The 17,783-nt window shown below is 55.8% G+C and carries 21 protein-coding genes; 16 read left to right on the top strand and 5 right to left on the bottom strand.

The window, feature by feature from the left end; genetic code table 11:
• Positions 1–249 carry a hypothetical protein gene (locus tag E3E30_RS11360; protein WP_240922528.1) on the bottom strand — a complete coding sequence of 83 codons (249 nt, stop codon included), beginning with the start codon at positions 247–249 and terminating at the stop codon, positions 1–3.
• Positions 250–409: 160 nt separating this feature from the next.
• On the opposite strand from E3E30_RS11360, the gene E3E30_RS05320 reads away from it, so the two are divergent.
• On the top strand, positions 410–724 hold the full coding sequence (locus tag E3E30_RS05320) for a hypothetical protein (RefSeq protein ID WP_167728657.1): 315 nt from the start codon (positions 410–412) through the stop codon (positions 722–724).
• Between the two features lie 51 nt (positions 725–775).
• Positions 776–1,246 (top strand): helix-turn-helix domain-containing protein, encoded by a 471-nt coding sequence (locus E3E30_RS05315; protein WP_167728656.1) that lies wholly within the window; start codon positions 776–778, stop codon positions 1,244–1,246.
• On the opposite strand, the gene tdt (E3E30_RS05310) is transcribed toward E3E30_RS05315, so the two are convergent.
• A complete protein-coding gene (gene tdt / locus E3E30_RS05310) occupies positions 1,233–2,234 on the bottom strand; it encodes a tellurite-resistance/dicarboxylate transporter (RefSeq protein WP_167728655.1) in 1,002 nt (333 codons plus the stop codon). The genes E3E30_RS05315 and tdt (E3E30_RS05310) overlap by 14 nt on opposite strands.
• 158 nt (positions 2,235–2,392) lie before the next feature.
• Between tdt (E3E30_RS05310) and E3E30_RS05305 the strand changes: the two genes are divergently transcribed.
• Positions 2,393–3,130 (top strand): sulfite exporter TauE/SafE family protein, encoded by a 738-nt coding sequence (locus E3E30_RS05305; protein ID WP_167728654.1) that lies wholly within the window; start codon positions 2,393–2,395, stop codon positions 3,128–3,130.
• Here the strand turns inward: E3E30_RS05305 and tdt (E3E30_RS05300) are convergent.
• Both tdt (E3E30_RS05300) and E3E30_RS05295 read right to left on the bottom strand, forming a co-directional pair.
• Positions 3,102–4,121 carry a tellurite-resistance/dicarboxylate transporter gene (gene tdt, locus E3E30_RS05300; protein ID WP_167728653.1) on the bottom strand — a complete coding sequence of 340 codons (1,020 nt, stop codon included), beginning with the start codon at positions 4,119–4,121 and terminating at the stop codon, positions 3,102–3,104. The two genes, E3E30_RS05305 and tdt (E3E30_RS05300), sit on opposite strands and share 29 nt — an antisense overlap.
• A 27-nt stretch (positions 4,122–4,148) precedes the next feature.
• Positions 4,149–4,529 (bottom strand): NifB/NifX family molybdenum-iron cluster-binding protein, encoded by a 381-nt coding sequence (locus E3E30_RS05295; RefSeq protein WP_346765907.1) that lies wholly within the window; start codon positions 4,527–4,529, stop codon positions 4,149–4,151.
• A 120-nt stretch (positions 4,530–4,649) separates the two neighbouring features.
• On the opposite strand from E3E30_RS05295, the gene E3E30_RS05290 reads away from it, so the two are divergent.
• The 3 genes from E3E30_RS05290 to E3E30_RS05280 are packed head-to-tail and all read left to right on the top strand — an operon-like array spanning position 4,650 to position 7,599.
• Positions 4,650–5,816: an iron ABC transporter substrate-binding protein gene (locus E3E30_RS05290; protein ID WP_167728981.1), complete on the top strand. Its 1,167-nt coding sequence runs from the start codon at positions 4,650–4,652 to the stop codon at positions 5,814–5,816.
• Positions 5,817–5,827: 11 nt separating this feature from the next.
• On the top strand, positions 5,828–6,862 hold the full coding sequence (locus E3E30_RS05285; RefSeq protein ID WP_167728980.1) for an iron ABC transporter permease: 1,035 nt from the start codon (positions 5,828–5,830) through the stop codon (positions 6,860–6,862).
• A complete protein-coding gene (locus tag E3E30_RS05280; protein ID WP_167728652.1) occupies positions 6,859–7,599 on the top strand; it encodes an ABC transporter ATP-binding protein in 741 nt (246 codons plus the stop codon). The genes E3E30_RS05285 and E3E30_RS05280 overlap by 4 nt, the downstream gene beginning before the upstream one ends.
• Here the strand turns inward: E3E30_RS05280 and E3E30_RS05275 are convergent.
• A complete protein-coding gene (locus tag E3E30_RS05275; protein ID WP_167728651.1) occupies positions 7,596–8,555 on the bottom strand; it encodes a tetratricopeptide repeat protein in 960 nt (319 codons plus the stop codon). The genes E3E30_RS05280 and E3E30_RS05275 overlap by 4 nt on opposite strands.
• An 80-nt stretch (positions 8,556–8,635) precedes the next feature.
• On the opposite strand from E3E30_RS05275, the gene E3E30_RS05270 reads away from it, so the two are divergent.
• The 10 genes from E3E30_RS05270 (at position 8,636) to E3E30_RS05225 (ending at position 17,777) form a co-directional block, all read left to right on the top strand.
• Positions 8,636–9,580: a ribonuclease Z gene (locus E3E30_RS05270; RefSeq protein WP_167728979.1), complete on the top strand. Its 945-nt coding sequence runs from the start codon at positions 8,636–8,638 to the stop codon at positions 9,578–9,580.
• Positions 9,577–10,251, top strand: coding sequence for a TraB/GumN family protein (locus E3E30_RS05265; RefSeq protein ID WP_167728650.1), 675 nt, complete (start codon positions 9,577–9,579; stop codon positions 10,249–10,251). The genes E3E30_RS05270 and E3E30_RS05265 overlap by 4 nt, the downstream gene beginning before the upstream one ends.
• Positions 10,252–10,273: 22 nt before the next feature.
• Complete coding sequence (locus E3E30_RS05260) at positions 10,274–10,456, top strand: KH domain-containing protein (protein ID WP_167728978.1); 183 nt, start codon at positions 10,274–10,276, stop codon at positions 10,454–10,456.
• A gap of 69 nt (positions 10,457–10,525) precedes the next feature.
• On the top strand, positions 10,526–11,089 hold the full coding sequence (gene pgiA, locus E3E30_RS05255; RefSeq protein WP_167728977.1) for a glucose-6-phosphate isomerase: 564 nt from the start codon (positions 10,526–10,528) through the stop codon (positions 11,087–11,089).
• Positions 11,090–11,138: 49 nt separating this feature from the next.
• Positions 11,139–12,494 (top strand): ADP-specific glucokinase, encoded by a 1,356-nt coding sequence (locus tag E3E30_RS05250; RefSeq protein ID WP_167728649.1) that lies wholly within the window; start codon positions 11,139–11,141, stop codon positions 12,492–12,494.
• Between the two features lie 63 nt (positions 12,495–12,557).
• Positions 12,558–13,733 carry a mannosyl-3-phosphoglycerate synthase gene (gene mpgS, locus E3E30_RS05245; RefSeq protein ID WP_167728648.1) on the top strand — a complete coding sequence of 392 codons (1,176 nt, stop codon included), beginning with the start codon at positions 12,558–12,560 and terminating at the stop codon, positions 13,731–13,733.
• A gap of 3 nt (positions 13,734–13,736) precedes the next feature.
• Positions 13,737–14,480 (top strand): mannosyl-3-phosphoglycerate phosphatase, encoded by a 744-nt coding sequence (gene mpgP, locus E3E30_RS05240; protein ID WP_206205070.1) that lies wholly within the window; start codon positions 13,737–13,739, stop codon positions 14,478–14,480.
• Complete coding sequence (locus tag E3E30_RS05235) at positions 14,477–15,874, top strand: mannose-1-phosphate guanylyltransferase/mannose-6-phosphate isomerase (RefSeq protein WP_167728647.1); 1,398 nt, start codon at positions 14,477–14,479, stop codon at positions 15,872–15,874. Before mpgP ends, E3E30_RS05235 begins: the two co-directional genes overlap by 4 nt.
• Before the next feature lies 1 nt (position 15,875).
• A complete protein-coding gene (gene glmM / locus E3E30_RS05230) occupies positions 15,876–17,243 on the top strand; it encodes a phosphoglucosamine mutase (RefSeq protein WP_167728646.1) in 1,368 nt (455 codons plus the stop codon).
• Between the two features lie 51 nt (positions 17,244–17,294).
• Entirely contained in the window at positions 17,295–17,777 is a 483-nt protein-coding gene (locus tag E3E30_RS05225) for a permease (protein WP_167728645.1), read from the top strand.
• The last annotated feature ends 6 nt before the right edge of the window (positions 17,778–17,783 follow it).

Raw genomic sequence — 17,783 nt, 5'->3', positions numbered from 1 at the left:
TTATACTCTCGCCCGCGTAGATGCTGAGGGCCAGTATAAGGCTGGAAGCTCTCGCCCGTTGATTTCGTACTTCTTCAGGGTCGGCCTTATCAGCGCCTTCGCTATCGGGTTTCCGAGTATGAGCTTGAAGGCCTTCAGCGCGGTGGTGAGCTGGTTCCCTTCGTTTTCTTCGGATTCAACCTCCCCGACATCGGTTGAAGGGTTCATAGCGTTTGGAAACGGCTCCTTTATCGTTTTCGGGGCCTTCATCTTCACCACCCCCGATTATGGGTTCGGCAAAATGCGTTTAAAGTTTTCGATATAAATGATTTGTAGCTTATGTCAGTTTTTTCTGATATATCCGATATAACCGAAAAATTTAAATACTTGCCATCCCATTCATCAATTGAAGAATCCGGAGGTGAAACCCATGGCGTCCGCAAAAACCGGTCTGTGGTTGCTCCTGATTGGAGCCATCTTGATTCTGGTTGATGGAATGCTCGTTCTTTCAACAGGTAGCTTCTACGGTTGGCACTATGGCAGTGTCTCCGTCGTCGGCTGGACTGAGATAATCCTCAGCCTGCTGATGTTCCTCCTGGCGGCGTACTACAAGAAGAGCCCCGGAGCCGTCGGATGGACCAACGTGATTCTGGCCTTCATAACCATGCCCTTCGACGGTGGCTTCTGGACGATAGGAGCATGGCTCGTCGTAATCGGAGGCGCGATAATAGCGACTTCGAAATGATTTCAGACATTTTTATAAGGTTCTTTTTTCAATTTTTAGAAGGGGATTATGATGAAGGCCAAAACGGAGCGCAGGAAGTTCATAGAGATTGTTGAACGAATCATGGTTCGCTGGGGCTACACGGCGACAGATGGCAAGGTGTACGCCCTTTTATTGCTCTCAAACAGGCCTATGACGATAACCGAGCTCGCCAAAGAAACCGGCCTGAGCCGTTCCTCGATATCAGTTTCCCTGAACCGTCTCGTCCGAGAGTACTTCGTCACCTGCCGGAGGGAGGGCAAGACCAAGTACTTCACAGCCGTGCCCGCTTTTCTTGAGAAGTTCCTTCGCCAGCCAAAGGAAATACTCGAGCGCGAGGTTCGTCCGCTGGAAGAAATAGTCAAGTCCATGATTGAAAAAAGCGACGATGACATGAAACCCCGGCTGGAGGCCATTCTCGACGACCTGAAAAAACTTGAGTGTGTTCTGGAGCTAATAATCCGCGTGGAAGAAGAGGAAAGTGAGTGCCTCACGAACGGGTGAGGCCCATCTTCAAAGTTTTTACGAACGTTACAAGCCATAGAATCAGCAACGCCCAGAGCAGGCAGTAGCCGAAGAGTTTCATCAGTTCCAGTCCAAACACCTTCCCCAGGTCCATACTTGCGTTTGTAAACGCCCCGAGGGGGAAGATGAAAGCCCACCATGAAAGGCTGTACGGCAGGCTCATGTTTCTGATGTAATGGAGTGTCAGGGCGAGTGCCATTACCAGCCACCAGAAGCCAAGTCCCCAGAGGAAAAACGCGAAGATGAAGAGCGGGTCCTTTGAAACCGCTATGCTTGAGTTATTAACGAGGGCGAACAGTGCGGTAATGCTGGCTCCGATGGGTCCGAGGTTCATCCATATGAGCGGGGCCATCTGCGGTGGCAGGAGTTCGTGTCTGATAAAGCGAAGCGTTACAACTGCGTACAGGATTAGGTACAGGAAGAAGCCCGCGCCCCACCCGAGGTAGTTAACTATGGTGACGAACTCTCTGGTGTATCCCGCTGTCGTCCTCATGAAAACGGCTCCGAAGGGGATTATGACTAAGGCAACCGGGGGAATGTACCACGCCGGCGAGAGGTGCCGGAGGTCGACTTCTCCCGCGATGAATATCTCGTAGGACATCCAGAACGCGAAGATGAACGTTAGGACCAAACCCCACAGCCAGAGGTACCATGCAGTGGTTCTGTCGTGAAGGACAACCAAAAACTGGGCCGCTAGGACAATCGTGGCCGCCCCGCTCGTTCCGTAGAAGTGCCCCTTTGATGGGTGTCTAAGGTCCTCCAGCGCGTCTTTTCTGTAAACAATCCACCTCAAAATCCAGGGAATCAAGAGGATTATGTATAAAACGGCGTTTAAGTACGTCAGCGCAACTCCCACGTTCTTTAGAGGACTCCAATAGGTCGAGTACTTGTACGATGCAATCGCAACGGCGCCGGTTCCCATGACGCTCGCGAACCAAGCGGGGTTGAAATTTTTAATCCTCTCCATATGAACCTCCCTCCATGTAATCTCTTTTCGTCCAGAAATTAGGCCTCCTTAAAAGTTTTTTGGTGCTGAAATATTCGATGTGTCAAACTCACCCGATACAAAAACTTATAAATTATCTTTCATCTATTTGACTAGCATAAGAAAATGAGGTGACCCTAATGAACTATCCGGAGTTAGCACTCATAGCCTTCATCCTGAGCGTCGTCTTTTCGATAGGTGGCGTGGGCTCGGCAATAGCCATAGTTCCGGTTATGGGCTGGCTGGGAGTGCCCCTGATGAGCGCCAAGCCGACCGGCCTCTTCATAAACGTCCTCTCGATGCTTTCAGCGACCGTCAAGAACCTGCGGGCGAAAAAGCTCGACGTCCGCTTCGGCCTGCCGATTCTCATCACCGCGACTCTGGCTTCACCCCTCGGCGCCTATTCCGGGAGGTTCATACCGCACCGCGTCGTTTTAGCTGTCTTCGTGGCTTTCCTCCTCTACTCGGGGATGATGATGCTCTTCTTCAGGCCGAAGGGGAGGGAAAGGAAGGGCCACCACATCGTTGAAGGCTCGCTCATCGGTGGAATCGCTGGCTTCCTCGGCGGTCTCCTCGGCGTCGGCGGAGGCGGGATAATCAGCCCTGCCCTAATCCTCCTTGGCTACGAGCCGAAGAAAGTCGCCAGCACTACCGCTCTGATAGTGTTCTTCTCCTCGCTGAGCGGTTTTCTGACCTACTGGAAGCTCGGAACCCTTGACTGGGAGTTGCTACTCTGGGTCTCCCTTCCAGCAATACTCGGTGGCTGGCTCGGAACGCACCTGATGCACTTCAAAATGAGCTCGGGGCAGGTAAAAAAGGTAATAGGGGTCATAATGTACGTCATAGCCCTCAAGACGCTCCTCGTCGCTTTGGGCTGAAGACGAAGTTCTTCAGCGTTAAGGCTCCAGTAACCAGCCACATCGCCAGCAGGAGCCAGTAGAGGGCGAAGCCGAAGTCGGTTATCGCGTTTATTCCGAAGGTCGTCCCGACCTTGAAGGTCGCGCTGACGTAGGCGCCGAAGGGGAATATGAAGGCCCACCACGCGAGACTGTAGGGCAGGTTGAGCTTCCTGATGTAGTGGAGCGTCAGTATTACCGCCATGACGAACCACCAGACGCCGAAGCCCCAGAAGATTAACCCGAAGGCCAGGAAAGGCTCCTTCACCTTTATGAAGTCGCTGGCCTTCACGAGGGCGTAGAGCGTGGATGTTCCCGCTCCGATGGGTCCGAGGTTAATCCAGATTGACGGGGCGATTCCGCAGGGCATCGGCTCGTGCTTTATGAAGCGGTAGAGGACTATCGCGAAGAGCGCTAAGTAAAGGAAGAAGCCAGCGCCCCAGGCGAAGTAGTTGATGAAGGCCATCAGCTCCTTCACCGTTCCCGAGGAGAGCGCCATGAGCTTCGCCCCGCTGATGGGGATTACTATGAGCCCGACCGGAGGAATGAACCAGGCGGGCGTTATGTTCTTGGTGTCTATCCCGTCTCCTGTGAAAACGATGTAGGGAATCAGGAAGGCGAAGAGCAGGACGAAAGGAACGCCGAAGAGCCAGAAGGCCCAGGCGAGCCTTTCATTTCCGAAGATGAACAGCCAATCCGCTGAGAGAACGAGAGCCGCGACGCCTATCGTGCCGTAGAAGTTGCCGAGGACCGGGTGGTAGAGGTCTTTCATGGCTTCCTCGCGGTACTTTACCCACCTCAGAGTCCAGGGAACGAGGAGAACGAAGAACAGGAGCGTGTTGAGGTAGACTAGGAACTCAGCGAAACCGTTCAACGCCGAAAGCCTTGATGAGTAGGCTTTGCTGACCAAAGCCAGCGCTCCGGTTCCCATCACGCTCGCGAACCAGCTCGGAGCGAAGTCTTTAACTCCCATGCGACCACCAAAGAAATGAAGAAAAATTCATTTAAAAATCTTATCATGTTTTGTTATCCGCTCCTTCCACAGGGGGTCGCTTTCGGCAGTCCCGCGGAGAAACGCCTCGACGGCTTTCCTTGCTTTCCCGCCTATCCCCGGAATCACCTGAACGCCGAGGGCCTCGAAGTGGGCAATCGCCTTTCTCCCTATCCCGTAGGCGAGGACAACCTCTACCCCCTGCTCCCTCAGGAAGTTCGGGATGTCGCCCGGCCCGTGTTCCTCGAAGGGGAACTCAACTATTCTGACATCCCTGATTTCTCCGTTCTCGGCGTCCACTATCGCAAAGCGCCTTGTCCTTCCAAAGTGCTCCGAAACCTCTGATTCGAAATCGTCTCCTGCAAGCGGAACCGCGATTCTCAAGGCCATCACCAAAATTAATGAAATCCTGTTCACCTAAAAACCTGCCGGTTTGAAACGAAGGGTTGGTAACATCAATGAACCAAAACCGTTAAAAGCGTGCTACCTTTTTTGGAGTTGGTGATACAGATGAGGAAAGCCCTCGCGCTCCTCGTAATCCTGCTGGTCGTTTCGGTCGCTGGATGCATAGGAACGTCAACATCGAGCTCAACCAAGCCAGCCAGTTCCTCTCCAGCGGTAACGAGCTCAACCACGAGCCCGGGCTACATCACCGTCACCGACATGCTTGGGAGGACGGTAAAGGTCCCGACAAACGTTAGCAGGGTCGTTGCCGTTGGGCCCGGAGCTTTGAGAATCCTCGTCTATCTCAACGCGACCGATAAGGTGGTTGGAATCGAGGAGTTCGAGAAGCGCTTCTCCTACGGGAGGCCCTACATCTTAGCTCATCCCGAGCTTCTCAAACTGCCGGTCATCGGCCCAGGCGGCCCCGGAAAGCTCCCGGACATGGAGGCCCTGATTAAGGTCCACCCGCAGGTCATCTTCATGGTCTTTGTTAGTAAGCAGACCGCCGATGAGGTTCAGGAAAAGACGGGAATCCCCGTCGTGGTTCTCAGTTACGGAACGCTGAAGAACTTCACAGACCCGGTCTTCTTCAAGTCGCTCCTCCTGGCCGGAAAAATCCTCGGAAAGGAGAAGAGGGCCGAGGAGGTCATAAAGTTTATCGAGGAACAGCAGAGCTACCTTGAGAACCTCACGAAGGGCCTGAAGAGTCCGAGGGTTTACGTCGGCGGAATAGGTTTCAAGGGCGCCCACGGGATAACGAGCACATTCACCGACTACGCGCCCTTCACGGTTCTCCATCTCGACAACGTCGCCTCGAACCTGAGCAGTAAAAACGGCTGGGTTCAGGTGGACAAGGAGTTTCTGCTGAAGGAGAACCCGGACTACATCTTCATCGACGAGGGTGGTTTGAAGATAATCCTCGAGGACTACAGGAGCAATCCCGACTTCTACAACTCGCTCAAGGCCGTCAAGGAGGGCAATCTTTATGGAGTCCTGCCCTACAACTTCTACAACACCAACATCGGAATTGCCATAGCTGACGCCTACTACATCGGAAAGGTTATCTACCCGGAGCGCTTCAAGGATATAGACCCCGTTAAGAAGGCGGACGAAATATTCACGTTCCTCGTCGGAAAGCCCGTTTACAGCGAGCTCGCCAAGGAGTTCGGCGGGTTCGGAAAGATAGACCTCTCCAGCGGAAACGTCACCTACGGCCTTCCAACGAACCCGTGATGCCTATGGCCATGGACTACAGGGCGTACCTGAGGCGAAAGCTCCTCATAGGCCTCGCCCTTTTCCTTTCCCTGTTAGCGGTTTCTCTGTTCTCCCTCTCAAGCGGACCCTATCACGTTCCGGTTAGAGAAGTCCTTGCGGTTCTCTTCGGCGGTGGAAGCAGGGACGACCGCCTCGTAATCCTCGGCATAAGACTGCCAAGAATCGTCGCCGGAATCCTCGTAGGGGCTTCGATGGGCATCGCTGGAGCGGTTCTGCAGGGCTACCTGAGAAATCCCCTCGCCACTCCCTTCACTATGGGCGTCTCAAACGGGGCCATGTTCGGCGCCTCTTTGGCCATAATCCTCGGCGCCGGCTACTCCCTCAACTCGGGGCAGGTCTTCCTCAACAACCCCTACGCGGTGGTTCTCTTCGCGTTCCTCGGGGCGATAAGCGCCACCCTCGTCATTCTCGCCCTTGCGAGGCTCCGCGGTCTGAGTCCAGAGGCGATAGTTTTAGCCGGAGTCGCTATGAGCTCCCTCTACGTTGCTCTAACTACCCTCGTCCAGTACTTCGCCAACGAGCTTCAGCTCTCGGCGATGGTCTACTGGAGCTTCGGAAACCTCGCGAGGGCAACGTGGCGGGAGAACGCCATAATGGCCGTCGCGTTCGCCTTCGTTTTCGCCTACTTCCTCGTCAAGCGGTGGGATTTGAACGCCTCAACGCTGGGTGATGAGATAGCTAAGAGCGTTGGGGTCAACATCGAGAGGGAAAGACTAATCGGGACACTGCTCTCGGCCTTCATCACCTCCGTAACGGTGGCCTTTGTGGGGGTAATCGGCTTCATCGGACTCATAGCGCCCCACTCGATGCGCCTTATCGCTGGCGGTGATTACCGCTCGCTGATTCCCCTCTCGGCGTTAGCTGGGGCACTGCTCCTCGTCTCGGCCGACACAGTTGCGAGGCTAATCGTTTCGCCCATGAACCTCCCCGTCGGCGTCATAACCTCGTTCCTCGGCGCGCCGACGTTCATATACCTCCTCGTGAAGATGGAGGGCCGGCGATGATTGAGGCGAAAGGCATAAGCTTCTCCTACGGCGAGCGGGAGGTCCTGAGGGGAATAAGCCTGGAAGTCGGCGAGGGTGAGTTCGTGGCAATCCTCGGCCCGAACGGCGCGGGAAAGAGCACCTTTCTCAGATGTCTCGCCGGAATCCTGAAGTGCGACGGTGTGTTCGTTAGGGGCAGGCCGATTAACGACTACCCGCCGAGGGAGCTCTCGAAGGTTCTCGCCTACGTCCCGCAGAGGGTCGAGCCGGGGTTTTTGACGGTCTTCGACACAGTTCTCCTCGGCAGGAGGCCCTACATGGGACTGACGCCGTCTGAGGGGGATTTAAAGGTCGTCGAAGAAGCCCTGAAGAGGCTCGGCATTGAGAAGTTAGCCCTCAAGAGGACGAACGAGATAAGCGGTGGAGAGCTTCAAAAGGTCAGCATAGCGAGGGCTCTGGCTCAGGAACCTGAAATCCTGCTGATGGACGAGCCGACCAACAACCTCGACCTCAAGAGCCAGCTTGAGGTGATGAGGCTCGCGAGGGAGCTGGCGAAGGAGGGAAAGACCGTCATTACTGTCATGCACGACGTGAACTTAGCTCTGCGCTTTGCGAAGAGGTTCGTCTTCATGAAGAACGGGAGAAAAATAGCCGATGGCGACCTCGAAGTCCTGAGCGAGGAGCTCTTTGAGGAGGTCTACGGCGTTAAGGTGGAGATAGGGGAGGTAAGAGGGGTTCCCGTGGTGGTTCCCCTCTAAAGCTCCGCCTCACCGAGGAACTCGAGCATCTCGAGCAACCTCGGGTCCTTGACCTTCTCGATGGCCTTCTTGGCATCTTCCTCGTCAATCTTGCCGTCCTTGAAGAGTGCGAGAGCTTTCACAGCCTCAAAGAAGTCCTTCATGTCCGGGAAGGCGTTTATGAACATGTCTATGTTGAGGTAAACCGTCTCGAAGTCGTCGTCGAGGAAGAGCTGCCAGAGGACGTCCATCAGCGAGCCGAAGGCTATGTCCTCGTAGTCAGTCCCCTTCGCCCTTATGAGGGCGTAGAGGCACTCCTGTAAGGCCGCATCGTAGTTCTCTTCCTCCTCAAAGATTTCCTCGAAGCTGAGGTGGGCCTCGACGAGAAGCTCGTTGTCGTTGAGGACCTTCGGCAGGACGCCGGCTATTATGGCCTTGCCCTTGTAGGTGTCGCCGGCCTCGAAGGTTATGTAGCCCCTGTGAATCTCAATCCTGAGGAGTTCCCTCTCGTCGCCGAGCTCCCTGTAAAGCTCCTCCGCCTTCTCGATTAGCTCGAGGGCCTTCTCGTACTCCTGGAGCTCCTCGTGAATCATGGCCATGCTGTAGTATATCCTCGCGGCGTGCTCGATGTTGCCCTTGGCGACCTCCTCTTCGAGGAGCGCTCTGAACAGTTCGAGACTCTTTTCGAGTTCTCCGATGAGGTAGTAGAGGTCAGCCAGGTGGAACTTCAGCTCGAAGTCGTCGCTCTCCTTCGCGAGCTTCTCGAACTCCGAAATCTTGTCCTCGTTGAGTATCTCGTGGTAGTAGTAGAGCACGAGCTTGTAGAGCTCCCAGTCCTTGCACTCCTTCGCAAGTTTTTCGGCCTTCTCGAGGACCTCCTTAAGCTCCTCGTCGCTCAGGTCGTCCACCTTGTAGTAGAGAATCCTCCTGAGCTTTTCGCAGTTCTTCTCCTCGATGGCCTTCATAATCTCCTCCATGCTTTCACCCCGGTTTTCTAACGCGCCGATGTATTTAATTCTTTGGCTACCTTTTTAACCCCTCCGCGAGAGCTATGGACATGCTTCAGGTGATTTTTCTCGGCACCGGCGGGATAATGCCCACGCGCGAGAGAAACGTTCCAGCTATAGCGCTCCGCTACAAGGGCGAGGTTATACTCTTCGACGTCGGCGAGGGCACGATAAGGCAGATGAACACCGCGAAGCTCAGCCCGATGAAGGTCGAGAAGATTTTCATCACCCACTTCCACGGCGACCACTACCTCGGGCTCGGCGGGTTGATTCAGACGATGAACCTCTGGAACCGGGAAAAGCCCCTCCACATCTACGGGCCGAAGTACACCTTCGAGTTCGTGCAGAACTTCATTAACAGCGGTTTCTTCAGGCCGGTTTTTGATATACACGTCCACGAGCTCGGCGAGACGAGGCTTAAGTTCGGAGACTACGAAATCTGGAGCTTCAAGGTCGAGCACGGGATTCCGGCTTTAGGATACGTCTTCAAGGAGAAGGACAAGAGGGGAAAATTCCTGCCCGAGAAGCTTAGGGAATACGGCCTCAAGCCCGGGCCGATGCTCGGAAAGCTTGAGAGGGAAGGCCAAATTGAGTTGAACGGCCGGATAATCCGCCTCGAAGACGTTACCGGACCAAAGAGACGGGGAGTTAAGATAGTCTACACCGGCGACACCGAGCCAGCCGAGAGAGTGAGGCTCTTCTCAGAGAGGGCCGATTTGCTGATTCACGACGCCACTTACCTTACCGATGAGGACCGGGGGGAGAGCTATCACTCCACCGTTGAGGAGGCCTGCGAGACCGCGAGGAGGGCGAAGGTAAAGCTCTTGGCACTCTTCCACAGGGCCTTCCGCTACACCTACGACGAATACCTGAGAGAGGCATCGAAGATATGCCGGGAATTCGGCGTGAACTTCGTCGTTCCGAGGGACTTCGACGTTTTAACGTACAAATCTGGCGAGTGGCAACTCCAGAACCTTCTGGGGGGAGGAAAATGAACTACCTCCGCTACGTCAAGCTCATAGGCACGATGCACGTCTCGCCGAGGAGCAGGGAAGAGGTCATCAGGACGATACTGGGGGAGAGGCCGCATGCCGTCGCGATAGAGCTCGACAGGGCGCGCTTCCTGGGAATGGAGCGAAACGTCGAGCTGACGCTTGAAGATTCACTCAGAATGGGCAGGGCTGGATTGATAAACTACGCTTTGGCCAAGGTCGAAGAAAAGCTCGGCGAGACCTTCGGAATGGCACCCGGCGAGGAGATGAAGGCCGCGATAGAGTCGGCGAAGCTGTTGGGAATCCCGCTATACCTGATTGACGAGGACATCAGCGTAATCCTCGCCAAGATTGCCTCGGCGCCCTTCAGGGAGAAGCTCCTCATGGCGCTCGAGGGCCTGAGCGTTTTCCTGCCCCTGGGAAAGGCCGAGATAGGCGACCCGATGGAAGAGTACAGGACGATGATGGTCGAGTTCAAGCGTCGGTACCCCTACCTCTACCGCGTCCTCGTCGAGGAGCGCAACGAGGTGATGGCGAGAAACCTGATGGCGATAGTGGATTCACTCCTCGCGCGGGGGATTAAGAGGCCCAGGGTTATAGCCGTCGTCGGCCTCGGACACAAGCCCGGCATCGAGAGGATTCTAAACGGACGTTACTTTTATATGGAGAAGTGAGGAAAATTTTCGGGGATTGGCCATGAGGGACAGGCTTGAGAAGATGCTGAACGTGGAAATACTTGACATTGATGAGACCGACGATAAGATTATCGTCTACGTTCCCGCTGATAAGGTTAGAATCGCGGTCGGGAGCGGTGGTGCGGCCGTTAAAGCAGCTGAACTCGTAATTGGCAAGAAGATTGAAGTCCGCGCCAAGGAGTGAACCACCACCTCAGGTGATACCTTGGGGAAAGGTTAAATAAGTTAAAGCGGAGTTTCTTCGGTGGTGCTTATGGAGTACAAGAGACCCTTCGGCGTCAGGATTGATGAGAACGGAGTCATCCCCGGGGCCAAGAAGCTCGTTAGAAGGCTCAGCGACATGAGGGGCTACTTCTACGACGAGAAGGCCTACGAGGAGCTTCTCAAAGAGGACCCCGTTGTCTACGAGGTCTATGCAATCGAGCAGGAGGAGAAGGACGGCGACCTCAACTTCGCGACGACAATACTCTATCCGGGCAAAGTTGGTAAGGAGTTCTTCTTCACCAAGGGCCACTTCCATGCGAAAGCCGACAGGGCCGAAATCTACTATGCCCTCAAGGGGAAGGGCGGAATGCTCCTCCAGACGCCGGAAGGGGAAGTTGAGTGGGTTCCGATGGAGCCGGGAACGGTCGTCTACGTTCCACCCTACTGGGCGCACAGGACGGTGAACACAGGAGACGAGCCGTTCATATTCCTCGCAATCTATCCAGCAGATGCAGGCCACGACTACGGCTCGATAAAGGAGAAGGGCTTCGCCAAGCTCGTCGTCGAGGAGAACGGTGAGGTCAAGCTGATAGACAACCCGCGCTGGAAGTGAGCGAAACCCTTATTAGGTTTCCCCTCTTTTTCACTCTCGGTGATACATAATGTGGGACGGGCTTTACGCTTCTGCCTTCGAGAGGGTTAGGGCTAAGGTAGGCAACGTTAAGGGCGTTCTCCTGGCCTACAACACCAACATCGACGCCATCAAATACCTCGAAAAGAGCGACCTCGAGGCGAGGGTTGAAAAGGCTGGAAAGGAAGAAGTCCTCCGCTACTCCGAGGAACTGCCCGAGAAGATAACGAGCGTTCCCCAGTTGCTCGGCTCAATCCTCTGGAGCGTCAGGAGGGGCAAGGCGGCTGAGCTGTTCGTCGAGAGCTGTCCCGTCCGCTTCTACATGAGGCGCTGGGGATGGGACGAGCTCAGGATGGGCGGTCAGGTCGGCATAATGGCCAACCTCCTCGGGGGAGTTTACGGGATTCCTGTTGTGGTGCACGTTCCCCAGCTCTCAAAGCTCCAGGCGCGCCTCTTCAAGGACGGGCCCATCTACGTGCCGAAGGTCGAAAACGATGAGCTCAGGCTCGTCCACCCGAGGGACTTCGATGGCGACGAGGAGAGCTGCATACATTTCATCTACGAGTTTCCCAGGGGCTTCAGGGTTCTTGACTTCGAGGCTCCAAGGGAGAACCGCTTCATAGGTGCCGCCGACGACTACAACACCACCCTCTTTATCCGCGACGAGTTCAGGGAGCGCTTTGACGAAATAGCCTCAGGCGTTAGCCTCGCGATAATCAGCGGGCTTCAGGCCCTAACTAAGGATAACTACCGCGAGCCCTTCAAGACGATAAGGGAGCACCTGAAGGTTCTCAACGAGAAGAACATTCCCGCCCACCTCGAGTTCGCCTTTACTCCGGACGAAACCGTTCGGAAGGCCATCCTCGACCTGCTTCCCGCTTTCTGGAGCGTCGGCCTGAACGAGGTCGAGCTGGCCTCGATAATGGAAGTGATGGGCGAGAAGAATTTAGCGGAAAAGCTCCTCGCGAACGACCCTGTTGACCCGATTGCGGTTACCGAGGCGATGCTCAAACTGGCCGAGCTCGGCGTTAAGAGGATTCACTTCCACACCTACGGCTACTACCTTGCGCTGACCGCTTACAGGGGCGAGTTCGTTCGCGATGCGCTGCTCTTCGCGGCTTTAGCGGCGGCCGCGAAGGCCAAGCTCGGCGACGTTCCCTCAATAGACGAGATAGTCAGGGCCATGGACGTGCCCGTGAACGAGAAGGTAAAACCCGTCGAGGAGGCCTTAGCCAAAGAGTACGGAATGAAGGAAGGACTCGCTGCGGTCAACGGTTACCAGCTCGCCTTCGTGCCGACAAAGATAGTGGCCAAACCGAAGTCAACCGTCGGTATAGGCGACACCATATCGAGCTCGGCCTTCGTCGGGGAGTTCGCCCTCCGCTGAGGACAAGTTTTTAATCTTTTTCCCTTAAATATTTCCTGAATTCAAACTTTTGGAGGTGATGCTTTGCTACTTGAGGCGCCGGTTTATAAAGAGCTCTTCGGGGCGGTTGAAATATACGAGGTTCAGAAGGTCATAAAGCTGGACAGCGAGACGAGGGACGTTGGAACCTTCACCGTAAGGAACGTTCCGAGGGAGGACATCTACCGAATCCTCGAGGACATAGCGATAGTAGTCCCGATGAAGGACGAGAAGCTTCAGCTCGTCGACGGCGTGCTCAAGGCCATTCCGCACCAGTGCCCGATAATAATCGTCTCGAACAGCAAGCGTGAGGGGCCGAACCTCTTCAAGCAGGAGGTAGACCTTGTAAAGCACTTCTACAACCTCACGCGCTCGCGGATAATAATGGTCCACCAGAAGGACCCGGGCTTGGCAGAGGCCTTCAAAAAGACGGGCTACGCCGAGATACTCGACGGCGACTCGGTGAGGAGCGGTAAGGGGGAGGGCATGCTAATCGGCCTGCTCCTCGCGAAAGCCATTGGCGCGAAATACGTTGGCTTCGTCGATGCTGACAACTACATTCCCGGTTCGGTGAACGAGTACGTCAAGGACTACGCCGCTGGTTTTCTCATGAGCGAGAGCGACTACACGATGGTCAGGCTGAGCTGGCGCCACAAGCCCAAGGTGACGACGAAGGGGCTCTACTTCAAGAAGTGGGGGCGCGTAAGCGAGATAACCAACCGCTACATGAACGAGCTCTTTGGGGTCGCCACCAACTTCGAGACCAACATCATAGCAACGGGAAACGCCGGCGAGCACGCGATGAGCATAAAGCTCGCCGAGATAATGCCCTTTGCAACGGGCTACGCCATAGAGCCCTACGAGCTGGTTTACCTCTTCGAGACCTTCGGAAGGTGGGGTAAAGGTAAGGAAGAGGTCTACGACCAGGGCGTTGAGGTCTTCCAGATTGAGACCCTTAATCCCCACCTCCATGAGGACAAGGGGCAGGAGCACGTAAAGGACATGATTCTAAGCTCCCTCGGGACGATATACCACTCTGAACTCGCCACCGAGAGCCTAAAGAGGAGAATCCTTGAAGAGCTCCGCATTCACGGCCTCCTCGGCGAGAACGAGGAACCCCCGAAGCCCAAAGTTATGCCCCCCGTTGAGGGAATAGACGTGAGCGAGTGGATGAAAACCCTCGAGGACGAGGCTGAGACGCTCCTCGAGTTCGAGGTGTGAGCGTTGATTAGGGTCATCTTCCTCGACCTCGACGGAACCCTCCTGGGAAGCGATTACTCGCCCGAAGGGGCCCGTCCCGTCATTGGGGAGCTCCTGAGGCGGGGCTACGAGGTCGTTGTGAACACCTCAAAGACCCGCTTTGAAGTCGAGTACTACATAAAGGCTTGGAACCTTGAGAAGCCCTTCGTGGTTGAAAACGGGAGCGCGGTCTACGTTCCGGTCAACTACCTCCCTCCCAAGGTCGTCGGTGAGTTCGGGGTGAAACGCGGAAAGTACCGCGTGATTGAGCTCGGGAGGCCCTATTCGGAGATAAAGCGCGCGCTCGACGAACTGTCCCCTGAGTACGGGCTCAAGTACTACGGCAACTCAACCCTCGACGAGGTTAGGGCCTTCACGGGCCTGCCCGAGGAGCTCGCAGAGCTCGCGATGAAGCGCGAATACAGCGAGACGATATTCAGGTGGGCAAAAGATGGGTTCGAGGCGGAGCTTGAAAGGATGGGCCTTAAAGTGAGCAGGGGGACGAGGTTCCTGAACGTCACCGGCAACACCGACAAGGGCAAAGGGGCCAGGGCCCTCCTCGAACTCTACTCCCTCCTCGGAGAGGTTGAGAGCTACGCGCTCGGGGACGGTGAGAACGACTTTCCCCTCTTCGAGGTTGTTGATAACGCTTTTATCGTTGGGAAGCTTTCCCATCCAAAGGCTAAGCATATAAGCTCGATTGAAGAACTCCCGGGGGTGATACCGTGAAGACCGTAATCCTTGCCGGTGGAAAGGGAACGAGGCTGTGGCCCCTGAGCAGGGAGCTGATGCCCAAGCAGTTCGTTCGCTTCCTCGACGATAGGAGCCTCTTCCAGAAGACCGTTGAGAGGGCCCTTCTCTTCTCGAAGCCGAGCGAAATATTCATTGTAACCAACAGGAACTACCGCTTCCGCGTTCTGGACGATTTGAGGGAGCTGGGCGTTGAAATCCCCGAGGACAACATACTCCTCGAGCCGAGCGCCAGGAACACCCTGCCGGCCATCCTCTGGGCGACGCTCGGGATAGAGGAGGAGTTTGGGAACTCGGTCGTTGCTGTTCTGCCAAGCGACCACCTCATAGAGGTCAACGAGGCCTACGAGAGGGCCTTTGAGAACGCTGAGAGGCTGGCTAAAAACAACCTCGTCACCTTCGGAATCAAGCCGACCAGACCGCACACGGGCTACGGCTACATAAAGCCGGGCGAGAAGATTGAAGAGAACGGAAGGATAATCGGGTACACGGTTTCAGAGTTCAAGGAGAAGCCCGACCTCGAGACGGCAAAGCGCTACGTCGAGAGCGGCTACTACTGGAACAGCGGGATGTTCGCGTTCTCAAGCTCGCTTTTCATTGAGGAGGTTCAGAAGCACGCCCCCGACGTCTGGGAGGCCTTTGAGGAGAGCGGTGACATAGAGGAGGCCTACAACCGCGTCCCGGAGATAAGCATAGACTACGGCGTCATGGAGAAGACTGACAAGGCGGCCGTCGTTCCCCTCAACACGGTGTGGAGCGACCTCGGAAGCTTCGACGCCATCTACGAAGTCCTCGAGAAGGACTCCGACGGGAACGCGGTCAGGGTTCGCGGAAAGAACGGCTACCACATAGGGGTCAACTCGAAGAACAACCTCATAATGACCGAGCGCCTGACAGCGACGGTCGGCGTTGATGATTTGATAATCATAGATACCGGCGACGCCCTGCTCGTGGCGAAGAAGGGCGAGAGCCAGCGCGTTAAGGAGGTCTACAAGGCACTTAAGGAGCTCGGCGACGAGCGCGTCATCGTCCACAGAACCGCTTACAGGCCCTGGGGAAGCTACACCGTGCTTGAAGAGGGCGACCGCTACAAGATAAAGCGCCTGACCGTTCTGCCGGGCAAGAAGCTCTCCCTCCAGATGCACTACCACAGGAGCGAGCACTGGGTCGTGGTCAGGGGAACCGCCAAGGTCATCGTCGGGGACAGGGAGATACTCCTCCGGCCCGGGGAGAGCACGTTCATTCCCGCTGGCGTTAAGCACCGCCTTGAGAACCCCGGAAAGGTTGTTTTGGAGGTCATAGAGACCCAGATTGGTGAGTACCTCGGCGAGGACGACATAGTTCGCTTTGACGACGAGTTCGGGAGGGTCTGAGATGGGGAAGCTGTTCGGGACCTTCGGCGTCCGTGGGATAGCCAACGAGAAGATAACGCCCGAGTTCGCGCTCAAGATGGGCATGGCCTTCGGGACGATGCTCAAGCGCGAGGGAAGGGAAAAACCTCTCGTTGTCGTCGGCAGGGACACGAGGGTGAGCGGTGAGATGCTGAAGAACGCGCTCATCAGCGGACTCCTCAGCGTTGGCTGTGACGTCATCGACGTGGGAATAGCACCTACTCCGGCAATACAGTGGGCCACCAGCCACTTCAGGGCCGACGGCGGGGCGGTTATTACGGCCAGCCACAATCCACCGGAGTACAACGGCATAAAGCTCCTCGAGCCAAATGGAATGGGCCTCAAGAAGGAGCGCGAAGCGGTCGTTGAGGAAATATTCTTTGCCGAGGACTTCGACAGGGCGAAGTGGGACGAGATTGGTGAGGTTCGCGAGGAGGACATCATCAAGCCCTACATCGAGGCGATAAAGAGCAGGGTGGACGTTGAGGCAATCAGGAAGAGAAGGCCCTTCGTTGTCGTTGACACCTCCAACGGCGCCGGTTCTCTAACACTCCCGTATCTCCTGCGAGAGCTCGGCTGTAAAGTTGTGAGCGTCAACGCCCACCCGGACGGCCACTTCCCGGCCAGAAACCCGGAGCCGAACGAGGAGAACCTCAAGGACTTCATGAAGATTGTTAAGGCCCTCGGTGCCGACTTCGGCGTTGCCCAGGACGGCGACGCGGACAGGGCCGTCTTCATAGACGAGAACGGGCGCTTCATCCAGGGCGACAGGACGTTTGCACTGGTTGCCGATGCGGTTCTCAGGGAAAACGGCGGTGGACTGCTCGTTACTACCATTGCGACCTCGAATCTGCTTGATGACATCGCGAAGAGGAACAACGCGAAGGTTATGCGCACGAAAGTTGGAGACCTCATCGTCGCGAGGGCTTTGCTTGAGCACAACGGAACCATCGGCGGCGAGGAGAACGGTGGCGTCATCTTCCCGGACTTCGTCCTCGGAAGGGACGGGGCGATGACGACTGCAAAGATAGTCGAGATTTTCGCGAAGAGCGGAAAGAAGTTCAGCGAGCTGATTGATGAGCTGCCGAAGTACTACCAGTTCAAGACGAAGAGGCACGTGGAGGGCGACAGGAAGGCGATAGTTGCCAAGGTTGCCGAGCTCGCCAGGGCGAGGGGCTACAAGATAGACACGACCGACGGGACGAAGATACTCTTCCCGGACGGCTGGGTTCTGGTTAGGGCCAGCGGAACCGAGCCGATAATAAGGGTCTTCAGCGAGGCCAAGAGCGAGGAGAAGGCTAAGGAGTACCTTGAGCTCGGGTTGAAGTTGCTTGAAGAAGCTCTGAGCTGAACTACCGGTTGATTTTTATAAACTCTTTTTCATACTTCTCTGGGGAAGACCATGAACGGGACAACGCTGTTTATAAATGCCCTCGCCCTTGCTTGCCTCGCCCTCGGCTTCATGAAGGACAGGGCAAAGACGAGGCGCGCTCTGAAAATCGCCGCGAGGTCGTTCGTGAAAATCCTGCCGATGATGCTTGCGATAATCCTGATAATCGGCCTTATGTCCGGCTTCGTGCCACCGAAGACCATTTCCCGAGTTGTCGGGCGGGAAGCCGGGATAATCGGAGTTCTAACGGTGGCCGTTCTTGGGGCCATACTCCACATTCCCTCCCTCATAGCCTTTCCCCTCGCGGCTTCCCTGCTGGAGAAGGGCGCCTCCGTGACCTCTGTTGCCGTCTTCATAACGACGCTGACGATGATTGGCTTCGTAACGTTGCCACTTGAGACGAGAATCCTCGGGAAGCGCTTCGCCCTGCTCAGGAACGCACTGAGCTTCATAATCGCGATTCTAATCGGCCTCATAATGGGGGTGATACTTTGAGGCCGG

Origin of the sequence: Thermococcus sp. 9N3, assembly GCF_012027685.1 — an archaeon.
In the GTDB taxonomy this organism is placed as follows: Archaea; Methanobacteriota_B; Thermococci; order Thermococcales; family Thermococcaceae; genus Thermococcus; species Thermococcus nautili.
Note: the sequence above shows the minus strand (reverse complement) of the source record. Positions and strands in the feature narration are given on the sequence as shown.